The organism is Mycobacterium sp. NPDC003449, assembly GCF_053588415.1.
The window spans coordinates 1-13985 of the sequence record NZ_JBSFPX010000193.1; the positions used below are offsets into that span (position 1 = coordinate 1).

General features: G+C 68.5%; 13 protein-coding genes. 8 read left to right on the forward strand and 5 right to left on the reverse strand.

Annotation, left to right across the window (positions count from 1 at the left end; genetic code table 11):
- Positions 1-28 precede the first annotated feature (28 nt).
- Together ACWDTP_RS32090 and ACWDTP_RS32095 are read right to left on the reverse strand one after the other, a co-directional pair.
- Positions 29-2560, reverse strand: coding sequence for a glycosyl hydrolase 2 galactose-binding domain-containing protein (locus tag ACWDTP_RS32090; RefSeq protein WP_450027265.1), 2532 nt, complete (start codon positions 2558-2560; stop codon positions 29-31).
- 155 nt (positions 2561-2715) lie between these two features.
- A complete protein-coding gene (locus ACWDTP_RS32095; protein ID WP_450027253.1) occupies positions 2716-3453 on the reverse strand; it encodes a glucose 1-dehydrogenase in 738 nt (245 codons plus the stop codon).
- A 79-nt stretch (positions 3454-3532) separates the two neighbouring features.
- Between ACWDTP_RS32095 and ACWDTP_RS32100 the strand changes: the two genes are divergently transcribed.
- Positions 3533-4609 (forward strand): NAD(P)H-dependent amine dehydrogenase family protein, encoded by a 1077-nt coding sequence (locus ACWDTP_RS32100; protein ID WP_450027254.1) that lies wholly within the window; start codon positions 3533-3535, stop codon positions 4607-4609.
- Here ACWDTP_RS32100 and ACWDTP_RS32105 read toward each other — a convergent pair.
- Positions 4606-5349 (reverse strand): HAD family hydrolase, encoded by a 744-nt coding sequence (locus tag ACWDTP_RS32105; protein ID WP_450027255.1) that lies wholly within the window; start codon positions 5347-5349, stop codon positions 4606-4608. The two genes, ACWDTP_RS32100 and ACWDTP_RS32105, sit on opposite strands and share 4 nt — an antisense overlap.
- Before the next feature lie 58 nt (positions 5350-5407).
- On the opposite strand from ACWDTP_RS32105, the gene ACWDTP_RS32110 reads away from it, so the two are divergent.
- The 4 genes from ACWDTP_RS32110 to ACWDTP_RS32125 all read left to right on the forward strand — a co-directional run bounded on the left by ACWDTP_RS32110 (position 5408) and on the right by ACWDTP_RS32125 (position 9943).
- The gene (locus tag ACWDTP_RS32110; protein ID WP_450027256.1) at positions 5408-5773 is read left to right on the forward strand and encodes a VOC family protein; all 366 of its coding nucleotides are present in this window, start codon (positions 5408-5410) and stop codon (positions 5771-5773) included.
- A gap of 102 nt (positions 5774-5875) precedes the next feature.
- The gene (locus ACWDTP_RS32115; RefSeq protein WP_450027257.1) at positions 5876-7006 is read left to right on the forward strand and encodes a nitronate monooxygenase; all 1131 of its coding nucleotides are present in this window, start codon (positions 5876-5878) and stop codon (positions 7004-7006) included.
- 119 nt (positions 7007-7125) lie between these two features.
- Complete coding sequence (locus ACWDTP_RS32120; protein ID WP_450027258.1) at positions 7126-7701, forward strand: TetR/AcrR family transcriptional regulator; 576 nt, start codon at positions 7126-7128, stop codon at positions 7699-7701.
- Positions 7694-9943 (forward strand): molybdopterin-dependent oxidoreductase, encoded by a 2250-nt coding sequence (locus ACWDTP_RS32125; protein ID WP_450027259.1) that lies wholly within the window; start codon positions 7694-7696, stop codon positions 9941-9943. Before ACWDTP_RS32120 ends, ACWDTP_RS32125 begins: the two co-directional genes overlap by 8 nt.
- Positions 9944-9986: 43 nt before the next feature.
- Here the strand turns inward: ACWDTP_RS32125 and ACWDTP_RS32130 are convergent, their stop codons facing one another.
- Complete coding sequence (locus ACWDTP_RS32130; protein WP_450027260.1) at positions 9987-10703, reverse strand: hypothetical protein; 717 nt, start codon at positions 10701-10703, stop codon at positions 9987-9989.
- Between the two features lie 205 nt (positions 10704-10908).
- Here ACWDTP_RS32130 and ACWDTP_RS32135 point away from each other — a divergent pair, with 205 nt between their 5' ends.
- Entirely contained in the window at positions 10909-12183 is a 1275-nt protein-coding gene (locus ACWDTP_RS32135) for a cytochrome P450 (RefSeq protein ID WP_450027261.1), read from the forward strand.
- Here ACWDTP_RS32135 and ACWDTP_RS32140 read toward each other — a convergent pair.
- On the reverse strand, positions 12110-12460 hold the full coding sequence (locus ACWDTP_RS32140; RefSeq protein ID WP_450027262.1) for a hypothetical protein: 351 nt from the start codon (positions 12458-12460) through the stop codon (positions 12110-12112). The two genes, ACWDTP_RS32135 and ACWDTP_RS32140, sit on opposite strands and share 74 nt — an antisense overlap.
- A 101-nt stretch (positions 12461-12561) precedes the next feature.
- On the opposite strand from ACWDTP_RS32140, the gene ACWDTP_RS32145 reads away from it, so the two are divergent.
- Positions 12562-13365, forward strand: coding sequence for a helix-turn-helix domain-containing protein (locus tag ACWDTP_RS32145; protein WP_450027263.1), 804 nt, complete (start codon positions 12562-12564; stop codon positions 13363-13365).
- 32 nt (positions 13366-13397) lie between these two features.
- On the forward strand, positions 13398-13985 hold a 588-nt coding region (locus tag ACWDTP_RS32150), incomplete at its 3' end, for a FadR/GntR family transcriptional regulator (protein WP_450027264.1).

Below are 13985 nucleotides of genomic sequence, written 5' to 3' on the forward strand. Positions count from 1 at the left end.
CGCGGCGGGGGGGGCCCTCGGACTTGTGCTATATGGGGTGGGGGGGGGGGGGGTGGGGCTTCGTGTCGGTCCCTCCCCCCCCCTCCGCCCCCGCCGAGCGCTCGGCGGCGACCCGCAGCGGGACCCGCGCCATGGTGTTGAGCGGGGTCATATCGGCCCACCGGGTCTGGTGCAGTTCGAAGGCCTGGTCGTTGCCGGGGCCGCCGACGTCGTCGCGCTGCTGGGACTGCCAGTAGGTGTTGTCGGTGACCACCCCGCCGTCGGCGTCGAGCAGTTCGCAGCGCACGAAGAACACCTGTGAATCGCGCGCCTCCCGAGGCAGCGTGAGCGCGGCGGCGACGCCCCCGGACGGCACGGTCACCGCGCGGCTGGTGCGGTCGTCACGCATCCGGCCGTTCAGATCGTAGGTCCGGACCCGCACCCGCAGGCCGCTGCGCTCCTCCGGGGACTGGTTGACGACCGTGACGTTGGCCGTGTCGTGGTCGCCGGTCGCGTAGGCGTCGAAGACCACCGAAAGCGGGCGCAGCCCCTTCTTGGCGCCGAAGTACGCGCCGCCCGGCCGCAGGTAGTAGTCGAAGAGGTGGCCGAAGAACGACGGCCAGTGGTTGTTGAGCATCCAGTAGATGGTCATCTTGTGGTTGGCCCAGCCCTGCGAGGCGAACGCCTCGAACTGTGCGCGGGTCGACTCGTAATGCGCCAGCTGCGCCTTTCCGGCGAATTCCTCGGCGCTGCGCGATGATCCGTAGCGTTGCATCACCGCGGTGCGGATGCTGTCCAGCACGGCGTTGCCGGGGTTGGCCCCGGCGTGGAAGTACCACGCCTCGTTGATCGGCCACAGTTTGTCGGGCGGGATGAATTTCCGCAGGCTCGCGAACGGCGGGATGTGTTCGTTGTCGCCCTGTTCGGCGTTCGCACCCCTGGTGGCCCGGTACCGGCCGCTGAACCAGTAACTGGGCGGACGCCAGGTGTAGGGACCCGCCATGTGGATACCGTCCCAGTCGACCTCGCCGTCCTCGTTGCGGGCCAGCGAGGAGACGGTGTCGACGACGGCGTCGGGCCAGCGCAGGTCCTCGAGGATGGCGTGGTAACCGGCCAGCACGTCGGCGGGCGGCCTGCCGTCGCTGCCGTTGGCCCACAGGAACGCCGACGGGTGCCCGCGCAGCGACAGGATCTGCGAGCGCAGGCTGTCGTCGGCGACCCGGTGATCCTCGTCATCCCACTGCCACCACTTCTCCCACTGGTTGCAGCACATCCACCCGTACATCAGCGGGATGCCGAGTTCGTCGGCCCGCTCGATGATGTTGTCGCCGGGGAACTTTCCCTCCAGCCGCAACATGTTCAGGCCCATATCCCGCACGTAGCCCAGGATCGCGTCCTCGCGTTGCGGGTCGTAGCGGTACAGCAGGTCGGGGGTGTAGGCCGCGCCGCGGACCAGGAAGTCCCTGCCGTTGACGGTGAGGTAGAAGCTGCCGCCCCGTCCCAGATCGGGATACTGTTCATCGCTGTCGCGGTGCTGCTCGACGGTGCGGATGCCGAACCGTGACTCCTCGGCGTCGGTGACCCGGCCGTACCGCACGAACTCGACCCGCAGGTCGTACAGGTCGGGTGAGCCCATCGTGTAGGGCCACCACAGGTCGGGGTGCTCGATCCGCAACGCCGCGAAGGTGTCCGGGTCGAACCGGATTTCGCGTTTCTCGCCGGCGGCCAGGCTGACCGGCCGGTCCACCGTCACATCGGGTTTGCCGGCCCGGGTGATCCTGGCCCGCACCACGCCTCGGACCGGTTCGCGCGCGGTGTTGCGGACATCGGTGGACACCGTGAGCCGGGCACTGTCGGTGGACGGCAGCGGCAGCTCGGTGGTGACCATCGGATCGCTGAGCACGGCCGGTCCGGAGAAACTCAGGTACACCGGCCTGAAGATCCCCGCATTGCGGTCGGCGACAAAGGAATTCCCCCGTAACGGGTTCTTCCCGGGGCCCTGGTAGCCGATCCGGTTCCAGTTGAGCCAGTCCCACCAGCTGTCCGCCAGCTCGACCCCGTCGACGTCCTGTAAGGCCTGCTCGGGAGTGACCCGGACCGCCAGGGTGTTGCTCGCGCCCTCGGCGATCCACGGTGTCACATCGATCTCGTGGGCGGTGTGCATCCCCACCACCCGCGAACTGTCCGCCACCATCGTGCCGTTGAGCCAGACCTCGGCGCGGTAGTTGATCCCGGGGAACTCGAGGCGGTAACTCGAGCTGCCGGCCGGCGCGTCGAATGTGGTGCGGTACCACCAGTCCTGGCGGTAGAGGTCGTCGGGCACCCGGGTCAGGTTCTCCCCGTAGTACAGGTCCGGGTAGGTGCCGTCGTCCTGCAGCGCCTGCAGCACCGTGGCGGGCATGTGCTCGACGGTGTGCCAACCGCCCGCGATATCGCCGGGGGTGGACATCGCGGCGCCGTCGGCCCGCACGCCGCGCGCCGACGCGAGCTGCCAACCGTGCGCGAGTTCGATCCGGCCGGAGGGGGCCTGCGAGCCCGCGAAGGTGGGCAGGTCACCGACGCACAGCGACAACACCAACAGCGTGATGAGAACACAACCCGCGATGGTGGGCCCGACACGACGTTTCCGGGCGGAAATGGCAGCTCCTCGAGGACCGGGCGGCCGCGTCATCCGGAGATCGGCCGCGCCGGATCATTCTGCCGAATGTCGCCCGCCGTCGTCGCGGCGGTGGTCGGTCAGAGCTTGTGCGGAACGTCGTTGACCAGCCCGCCGTCCATGACGAATTCGGCTCCGGTGGCATAGCGGGATTCGTCGCTGGCCAGGAACACCACGAAGCTGGACACCTCATCGGGCTGTCCCGGCCGGCCCAGCGGGATGGACAGCATGTCCTCGGGGAAATGCTCGGTCATCGGGGTGCGGATGAAGCCAGGGTGGATCGAGTTCACCCGGATCTGCTTCGCGCCGAGCTCCAGCGCGGCCGATTTGGTCAGGCCGCGCACCGCCCATTTGGACGCGACGTAGGGGTGCACCATCATCGCCCCGCGCAGTCCCTCGATCGACGAGACGTTGATGATCGACCCGCCGCCGGCGGCCTTCATCGACTTGACGCAGGCCTGCATGCCGAGGAACGTCCCGGTCAGGTTGACGTCGATGACCTTCTGCCACTGGGCCATATCGAATTTGCCGATCGCCCCCAGCGCCACGATGCCCGCGTTGTTGACCAGCACGTTGAGCCGTCCGAACTCCTCGTTCGCGGTCGCGACGGCCGCGTCCCACTGGTCGGCGTCGGTGACGTCGAGGTGGACGTAGCGCACCGGGTCACCCAGTTCCGCGGCCAGCGCCTTGCCCTCCTCGTCGAGGATGTCGCCGATCACCACCTTGGCGCCCTCGGCGACCAGCGCCCTGGCGTGTTCTGCGCCCATCCCGCGAGCGCCACCACTGATCAGTGCGACTTTTCCGTCTACGCGTCCCATGCCCGGTGAGGCTACCCCAGCACCCGGGGAAATTAGAACCTGTTCCAATTTCCCCGTCGAGTCGGCATACTTCGTTCCCATGGCAATTCGCGTCGCCCACATCGGAACAGGGAATGTCGGCCGCCTGGCGCTGACCGGGCTCTTGATCAATCCGGCCTACGAGCTGACGACGCTGTGCATCTCGACCGAATCGAAGGTCGGCAAGGATGCCGGTGAGCTCGCCGGGCTGGACCGGGCCACCGGCATCACCGCCACCAACGACCTCGACGCGGTGATCGCGGCCGAACCGGACTGCGCGGTGTACTGCGCGATGGGCGACACCAGGGGCCCCGACGCGATCGCCGACGTGACGAAGCTGTTGGCCGCGGGGATCAACGTGGTCGGTTCGGCCCCGGTGAGCCTGCAGTTCCCCTGGAAACTCATGCCGCGCAAGTACATCGTCGGCATCGAGGACGCGGCGGCCACCGGCGGTGCGAGCCTGTTCATCACCGGGGTCGACCCCGGGTTCGCCAACGATCTGATCCCGTTCGCGCTGGCCGGGACCTGCCAGAGCATCCAGCAGGTCCGCTGCATGGAGATCGCCGACTACGCCACCTACGACGGGGTCACGGTGATGTTCGACGTGATGGGGTTCGGCAAACCACTCGACGAGACCGCGATGCTGTTTCACCCGGGGGTGCTGAGCATCGCCTGGGGCACCTCGATCCGGCAGCTGGCCGCGGGGCTCGGCATCGAGATCGACGACATCACCGAGGTGTGCGAGAAGGAACCCGCACCGGAGGACTTCGACGTCGCCGCCGGGCACATCGCGAAGGGCACGGTGGCCGCGGTGCGGTTCGAGATCCGGGGCATGGCCGCGGGTGAGCCGGCGATCGTCATCGAGCACGTCACCCGGCTGCGCGGCGATCTGCGCCCGGACTGGGCGCAGCCGGCCCAGCCGGGCGGCTCCTACCGGGTCGAGATCGTGGGCGAGCCGTCCTACGCCGTCGACATCTGCCCGTCCAGCCGCAAGGGCGACCACAACCACGCCGCGATCGTGGCCGCGGCGGGCCGCATCGTCAACGCGATCCCGGATGTGCTGGCGGCCCCGCCGGGAATCCGGACCACGCTGGACCTCCCCCTGGTCACCGGCAGAGGTGTCTACGGGCTCGGCTAACCCACCCGGCGCCTCGGCGCGGGCCGGGCCAGGGTGAGCACCGGCCAGCCGTGTTCGGCGGCCGCCGCGGCCAGCCCGGGCCGCGGGTTGACCGGCCGCGGAAAACCGACCAACCGCATCAGCGCGCTGTCCTCCGGGCCGTCGGCGTAGAAGAAGCCGCGCCCCAACTCGATGTCGTTGCGCTCGCAGAACCCTTGGACCGCATCGGCTTTGCGCGCACCCCAGATGACGGGCTTGACGATCCCACCGGTCAGCCTGCCCTGCTCATCGGTTTCGAAATGGTTGCACAGCACGTGGTCGATCCCGAGATGGCGGGCCACCGGTTCGGCGTGGATGGTCAGTGCCGACGAACTCATCACCACGGTGTGACCACGGTCCTGATGCCTGCGCACCACATCGCGCATGTGCGGGTAGATGCGGTGCGCGATCCGGTCCACGAACAGCCGCTCCCCCAACTCGTCGAGTTCGGTCAGCGATTCGCCGCGCAGATACCCGGCCGCGCGCACCAGCAGCTTCTCGAACGGCATCCGGTTGAGCCGGTAGCGGACCGATGCCTCGATGATCCCGAGGACCTCGCCGATGGCGGCCTGGCGCTGCCGGATCCGGTGACCGGCATGCGCGGTCGCGGTGAACCCGTCGACCAGGGTGCCGTCGAGATCGAAGAATGCCCCCACGTGTGCGCCGCCGGGGCCAGCGCCGATCTCCTCGAGCGACTCGGGTATCGACAAGCTGGGTCCCATACCGTCAAGTAGACCAAAATGCCGGGCTGACCGGCGAATCGAGACGAGGAATGGAGCCATGGTCACTCCCCCACCCAATGTCGCGGTCAACGACATCGCCGCGGTGGTCGCCACCCGCCGATTCGACGAGGCCGTGGCCTGGTACGGACGCATCATCGGCCGCCAACCTGATCTGGCACCGATCGACGGGGTCGCCGAATGGCAGTTGACCGGCACCGCCTGGCTACAGGTCGTCACCGACACCGACCGGGCCGGGCACGGCGCCGTCCGGTTCGGGGTCACCGACCTCGCCGAGACGGCGGCGACGCTGCGCGGGCACGGCGTCGAGGTCGGCGAACCGCTGGTCATCGCCGATATGGTGGCCATTCTCGACGTCGCCGACCCAGACGGTAACGAGGTGTCGTTCGTGGCCGAACTCGCCTGATTCCTGCGGGTTGGGTCCCACCCGCCTCCGTCCGGGTACTAAAATAGAACACGTTTCAATTTGATTCCGACGACGGTTTCCACCGCCCACCAAGGAGCAGGTATGCACACCGCCCTCTGCGACGAGCTCGGCATCGAGTTCCCGATCTTCGCCTTCACCCATTGCCGCGACGTCGTGGTCGCGGTCAGCAAAGCCGGCGGGTTCGGCGTGCTGGGCGCGGTGGGATTCACCCCCGAACAGCTCGAGGTCGAACTCGCCTGGATCGACGACCACATCGGCGACCACCCCTACGGCGTCGACATCGTGATCCCCAACAAGTACGAGGGCATGGACGCCAACATGTCCGCCGACGAGCTCAAGGGCATGCTGCAGTCCCTGGTGCCCCAAGAGCACCTGGAGTTCGCGAAGAAGATCCTCGCCGATCACGGCGTGCCGACCGACCACAGCGACGACGACACGCTGCAACTGCTCGGCTGGACCGAGGCGACCGCGACCCCACAGGTCGAGATCGCGTTGCGGCACCCCAAGATGACGCTGATCGCCAACGCGCTGGGAACACCACCGGCCGAGATGATCACGAACATCCACGACGCCGGTCGCAAGGTGGCCGCGCTGTGCGGATCCCCGTCACAGGCCCGCAAGCATGCCGACGCCGGCGTCGACATCATCATCGCGCAGGGCGGCGAGGCCGGTGGGCACAGTGGCGAGGTGGGCTCGATCGTGCTGTGGCCGCAGGTGATCAAGGAGGTCGCTCCGGTGCCGGTGCTGGCCGCAGGCGGCATCGGCAGCGGCCAACAGATCGCCGCCGCCCTGGCTCTCGGCGCCGCGGGCGCCTGGACCGGTTCGCAGTGGCTAATGGTCGAAGAGGCCGAGAACACGCCCGTACAGCAGGCCGCCTACGCCAACGCCTCCAGCCGCGACACCGTGCGCAGCCGCTCGTTCACCGGCAAGCCGGCCCGCATGCTGCGCAACGACTGGACCGAGGCCTGGGAGAACCCGGACAACCCGAAGCCGCTCGGCATGCCGCTGCAGTACATGGTGTCCGGGATGGCGGTCGCCGCGACGCACAAGTACCCGAACGAGACCGTCGACGTGGCGTTCAACCCGGTCGGCCAGGTGGTCGGGCAGTTCGAGAAGGTCGAGAAGACCTCGGCGGTCATCGAACGCTGGGTGCAGGAGTATCTGGAGGCCACCGGCAGGCTCAACGAACTGAACGAGGCCGCCTCGGTGTAGCCCGGGCGTTCGAAACACGTACGCGGAGGATCGCGGTCACCTGGTGGCTGCGATCCTCCGCGTTACTGTCGGGCCCATCGGCTATGTATGGTTACATACATAGACCAGGAGGTGCCGCAGTGACCAGTCCCCGTGAACGCATGGTGGCCTCGGCCGCCGTGCTGATCCGCGAGCGTGGTGCACACCCGACCGCGGTCGCCGATGTGCTGGCCCACAGCGGTGCACCTCGCGGCTCGGCGTACCACTACTTCCCCGGCGGTCGTAACCAGTTGCTGTGCGAGGCAATCGATTACGCCAGCGATCACATCGCGGTCAGGATCGACCGGGCCGACAGCGCGGTGGCGCTGCTGGACGCCATGATCGCCGCGTTCCGCAAACGGTTGATCAACAGCGACTTCCGGGCCGGCTGCACGATCGTCGCGGTCGCCGTCGAGGCGGGCGCACCGGAGCAGGCCGACACCGTCCGGCCGCTGCTGGACCGCACCGGGGCCGCGTTCACCCGCTGGACCGCTCAGATCACCCAGCGGCTGCAGGACGACGGCGTGGCCGCCGAACGCGCCGAGGAACTCGCCACGCTGATCTTGACGGCGGTCGAGGGCGCGGTCGTCGTGGCGCGGGCAACCCGAGACGTCAAGCCGCTGGACCTGATCCACCGCCAGCTGCGGGCACTCCTGGAAGGACACCGTGATGACTGATGACCAATGGCACCCCACCGCCTGCATCCTGTGTGAGTGCAACTGCGGCATCGTGGTACAGACCGAGGACCGGACCATCACCAAGATCCGCGGCGACAAGGATCATCCGGCATCGCAGGGTTACACCTGCAACAAGGCGCTGCGGCTGGACCACTACCAGAGCCGCACCAACCGGCTGACCTCGCCGCTGCGCCGCAGGCCCGACGGCAGCTACGAGGAGATCGACTGGGACACCGCGATTTCCGAGATTGCGGCGGGCTTCCTGGCAGTCCGCGACGCCCACGGTGGCGACAAGATCTTCTACTACGGCGGTGGCGGGCAGGGCAATCACCTCGGCGGCGCCTACAGCGGGGCGTTCCTCAAGGCGATCGGGTCACGGTACCGGTCGAATGCCCTGGCGCAGGAGAAGACCGGTGAGGCATGGGTGGATGCCCAGCTCTACGGCGGGCACACCCGCGGCGAGTTCGAGCATGCCGAGGTCGCGGTGTTCGTCGGCAAAAACCCGTGGATGTCGCAGAGTTTCCCCCGGGCCAGGGTGGTGCTCAACGAGATCGCCAAGGATCCGGACCGCGCGATGATCGTGATCGACCCGGTGATCACCGACACCGCGAAACTGGCCGATTTCCACCTGCGGGTGCGGCCGGGAACCGACGCCTGGTGCCTGGCCGCCATGGCCGCGGTGCTGGTGCAGGAAAACCTCTGCGACGAAGCGTTTCTGGCCGAACACGTCAACGGGACCGAACCGGTCCGCCAGGTGCTGGCCCAGGTGCCGGTCGGCGAATACGCACAGCGCAGCGGCGTCGACGAGACCCTGCTGCGCCGGGCGGTGCGCCGCATCGCCGCGGCGGGCAGCGTGGCGGTGTTCGAGGACCTCGGCATCCAGCAGGCCCCCAACAGCACGCTGAGTTCCTACCTCAACAAGATGCTGTGGATTCTCACCGGAAACTTCGCCAAACCCGGTGCGCAGCATCTGCATTCGTCGCTCGCGCCGCTGTTCGGCTCGGGTGGGGTCGGGCGCAGCCCGGTCACCGGCGCGCCCGTGATCGGTGGCCTGGTGCCGTCCAATGTGGTGCCGCAGGAAATCCTGACCGATCATCCCGACCGGTTCCGGGCGATGATCGTCGAGAGCAGCAACCCGGCGCATTCGATCGCCGATTCCGCCGCGGTGCGCGACGCGCTGGGATCGCTGGAGCTGCTGGTGGTCATCGACGTCGCGATGACCGAGACGGCGCGGCTGGCCCATTACGTGCTGCCCGCGGCCAATCAGTTCGAGAAGGCCGAGGCGACGTTCTTCAATCTGGAGTTCCCGCACAACACCTTCCACCTGCGCCACCCGCTGTTCGACCCACTGCCAGGCACCCTCCCCGAGCCCGAGATCTGGGCCCGGCTGGTCCGGGCCGTCGGCGCGGTCGACGATGCCGAGCTGGCGCCGTTGCGGCGCGCCGCGCGGGACGGACTCGACGCCTACGGCGCGGCGTTTCTCACCGCCGTGGGAGCCAATCCGGGCCTGGGGCGTGTTCTGCCCTATGTGCTGTACGAGACGCTGGGGCCGGTGCTGCCGGACGGGCTCGCCGGTGCCGCCGCGCTGTGGGGCCTGGCCCAGAAGACCGCGATGACCTATCCCGACGCGGTGCGCCGCGCCGGACACGCCGACGGCAACGCGTTGTTCGAGGCCATCCTGGCCGGCCGGTCCGGGCTGACGTTCACCGCCCACGAGTATCCGGACGATTTCGCCCTGATCGGGCACCAGGACCACAAGATCGCGCTGGACCTGCCCGAGATGCTCGATGCGGTACGGGCCCTACCCGCCGCCGCGTCGGACCTGACCACCGCCGAGTACCCGATGGTGCTGTCCGCCGGAGAGCGTCGCGCCTACACCGCCAACGACATCCTGCGCGATCCGAGCTGGCGCAAACGCGATGCCGACGGCGCATTGCGAATCAGCGTCGACGACGCCGGGGCCATCGGCGTGCGTGACGGCGACCGGGTCACGATCAGCACCGCATCGGGCAGTGCGGAGGCCACCGTGCAGGTCAGTGAGGCCATGTTGCCGGGTCACGTCTCGCTGCCCAACGGATTCGGCGTCGACCATGTCGACGGCGAGGGCCGCACCGTCGTCCCCGGCGTGGCGCCGAACGAACTCACCTCGACGCGCTGGCGCGACGAGTACGCGGGAACGCCGTGGCACAAACATGTGCCTGCGCGGATCGAACGGCTGAGCGCCTCGAAGCACTTACGTTGAAGATTGCGGCCACCCAGTGGCTGCAATCTTCAACGTAATCCCGTCAGGGCAGGGGTGGCGCCGGAACGGGCGCGCCGGGGGCCGGGACGCCCAGGGCCGGAGCCGGAGCCGGAGCACCGAAGGCCGGCATCCCCGAGGGCGCACCCATCGGGGCGGGCGCGGGCATGCCGGGCATCCCAGCGGGCGCACCAGGGGCCGGCGCGGGCGCGCCGGGCATCCCGGCGGGCGCACCAGGCGCAGCGGGAGCCCCCATGGCCGGAGCGGGCGCACCGGGAGCACCCATGGCCGGCGCGGGCGCGCCCATGGACGGCACATTCGGGCCCTGGATCTGATCCGGAACCGGGGTGTTCATCCCCCGCTGGGCGACGCCGAGCAGCAACGCCTCCTTGCCACTGATCTCCTGGTTCTGCACGGCGTGCCAGAGGTCCTTGAGATAGCCGACGTTGGGGCTTTCATTGCCCCGGGCGTTCGGGTCCATCGTCGACCCCGGCGGGAGGGCGTTCGGGCTGGCGAGGTGCGGGGTGGGCGCCTCGGGCGCCGCAGGCGCGGCCAGGGCCCCCGGAGCGGCCGGATCGGCGGGTGCGCCCGGCACCGCCGGATCGGCCGGGGCTGCCGCCGGGGCAGGCATCGGCACGGGCCCCGGAGGGGGCGCAGGCACGGCTGGATCGGCCGCAGCCACGCCCGCGACCGCCAGCGCGATGACGGGAGCCGACGCGCAGCACGCGACCGCGGATACGAACCTTTGGAACTGGTCAGTCATCGGGTGGCCTCTCACTGTTACTCCAGTGGCTGATGGTAGCGCTGCGCCAACCCGCACGGCCACTCATACACCACAACTCGATAATCGGAACACGTTTCAAAATCAGGGTCCGCACAGTTTACGAAACCCCCTCCATGCCGCCCCAACTGTGGTGTAGCAATGCCTTACGTCACTACAGAACGTCGTCGTGAGGAGCGTCCACACCATGCCGACCCCGCAGCTGCCGCCCGGCTTCGACTTCACCGATCCCGATGTCTACGCCGAGCGGCTGCCGGTCGACGAACTCGCCGAGATGCGCAGGCTCGCACCGATCTGGTGGAACGACCAACCCGTGGGAACGGGCGGATTCGACGACGGCGGGTTCTGGGTCGTCACCAAGCATAAGGACGTCAAGGAGGTGTCACTGCGCAGCGACGTGTTCTCCAGCCTGGAGAAGACCGCGCTGCCGCGCTATCCCGAGGGCACCGTCCCGCAGCAGATCGAACAGGGCAGGTTCGTGCTGCTCAACATGGACGCCCCGCATCACACCCAGCTGCGCAAGATCATCTCGCGGGCGTTCACTCCCAGAGCGGTGGAACGGCTGCGCGCCGATCTGGCCGAGCGCGCCCGCACCATCGTCCGGACGGCCGCCGCCGGGGGTTCTGGGGATTTCGTCGAGCAGGTGTCCTGCGAACTTCCGCTGCAGGCCATCGCGGGCCTCATGGGTGTCCCGCAGGAGGACCGCAAGAAACTGTTCGACTGGTCCAACCAGATGGTCGGCAACCAGGATCCGGAGTTCGCCGGCAACGACGGGATGACCGCATCGGTGCAGCTGATCACCTACGGCATGCAGATGGCCGCCGACCGCGCGGCCAACCCCCGCGACGATCTGGTCACCACCCTCATGCAGGCCGACGTCGAGGGCCACAAGCTCTCCGACGACGAGTTCGGATTCTTCGTGATCCTGCTCGCGGTGGCCGGCAACGAGACGACCCGCAACTCGATCACCCAGGGCATGATGGCGTTCACCGACCATCCCGATCAGTGGGAGTTGTTCAAGCGCAAACGCCCGGCGACCGCCGCCGACGAGATCGTGCGGTGGGCCACCCCGGTGACGTCGTTTCAGCGCACCGCGCTCGAAGACACCGAACTGGCCGGTGTGGCGATCAAGAAGGGCCAACGGGTGGTGATGTTCTACCGGTCGGCCAATTTCGACGAGGATGTCTTCGACGACCCTTATGCGTTCGACATCCTGCGCGACCCGAACCCGCACGTGGGGTTCGGCGGCACCGGTGCCCACTACTGCATCGGCGCGAACCTGGCCAGGATGACCATCGACCTGATGTTCAACGCGATCGCCGACGAGATGCCCGACCTGACCCCGCTGTCGGCGCCCGAACGGCTGCGCTCGGGCTGGCTGAACGGTATCAAACACTGGCAGGTCGACTATCGCGGCGCGACGAAATGTCCGGTGCCACACGAGCGCTCGGATAGTCGATGATCGAGCGCCAGTAGTCCTCGGGGATCTCGGTATTCGACCTCAGCACCATCGCCAGGCCGACGGCCATGGCGATTCCGAGCAGACCGAGCCACAGGCCGGCCAGCCCGATGGCGGTCCACAGCACCGCGGTCAGCGCGGGCCACGGTGAGACGACCGCCAGGGCCGGCGCGAAGAAGAACCCGAGGCCGATATACCAGGCCGACCCGGCCCGGTCCGCGGCCAGGACGCGACGCAACCAACCGGGAATCGGACGGGTGGGCTCCTGCCGGTCTCGCATGGTGAACTCCCTTCTGTCTGCCTCCACGGTGTCGGGCCGGGGTAATCCGGGCAATTACCCGTGAGGTAGTGGCCGCACCCGCCGGCGTGGGCGAGACTCGGATGGTGACCACTGCCGTAACCCGACCGTCGATCGGACCGCTCATGCGGGGCTGGCGTCAGCGCCGCCGGATCAGTCAACTCGATCTGGCCATCGAGGCCGACGTATCGGCCCGTCATGTCAGCTTCATCGAAACCGGCCGATCGGTACCCAGCCGTGCCATGGTGCTTCGCCTCGCCCAGGCGCTGGAAGTGCCGTTGCGCGAACAGAATCAACTTCTGCTGGCCGCCGGGCTGGCGCCGGTGTACGCCGAGCGCGCGCTCGACGACCCGGATATGAGGGCCGTGCGCGAAGGAGTGTCACGGGTACTGGACGCCTATAGCCCGTTTCCGTGTGTCGTCGTCGACCGGGGCTGGAATCTGTTGCAGGCCAACGCCGGTACCGCAGTGATGCTGCACGGCGTGGCCGAGCATCTGCTGGCCGAGCCCAACGCGTTGCGCCTCACCCTGCACCCGGAGGGCATGGCACCGCGCATCCGCAATCTGGCCGAATGGCGGCACCATCTGATCAGCCGGTTACGCCGTGAGGTCGAGGTGAGCCAATCCGCCGAGCTGGCCGCCCTGCTCGTCGAGATCGAGGCCTACCCCGGCGGGTCGGCACCGATCCGCGATCTCGGCGGGGTGGTGGTGCCGCTGGAACTCGCCGCCGAGGACGGCGCCACGCTGACCTTCCTGAGTACCGTGACCACCTTCGGCACCGCCCTCGACCTCACCGCCGCCGAACTCAGCATCGAGGCCTTCCTGCCGGCCGACGAACAAACCGCCGCGGCGCTGCGGCAAGCCGGGGAAATTGGTCTTACCACTTGACCTCTTACCGGTGCCGGGGCACGATCGTGTGCATGGCCCTACAACCGGTGAACCGGCGATCGGTACCCGAGGACGTCTTCGAGCAGATCGTCGCCGAAGTGCTCAACGGCGAGATGGCGCCCGGCGACTCGCTACCCAGTGAACGCAGGCTGGCCGAGGCGCTCGGGGTGTCCCGTCCGGCCGTCCGGGAGGCGATCAAGCGGCTCACCGCGGCCGGCCTCGTCGAGGTCCGTCAGGGCGATGCCACCACGGTGCGCGATTTCCGCAGGCACGCCGGGCTGGACCTGCTCCCCCGCCTGCTGTTCCGCGCGGGGGAACTCGACGTATCCGTGGTCCGCAGCATTCTGGAGGCCCGCCTGCACAACGGGCCCAAGATCGCCGAACTCGCCGCGCAACGGCGGCACCCCGAACTGGAGGATCTGCTGCAGGCCAGACTGCGGTCCCTGGCCGACGAGCAGGACCCGATCGAACGGCAGCGCCACGCGATCATGTTCTGGGATCACCTCGTCGACGGTGCGGACTCCATCGCATTCCGGTTGATGTACAACACTCTTCGCGAGACCTACGAACCGGCGTTGCCCGCGCTGGCCACCATGATGGCCGAGGAGGTCGGCCGCCCG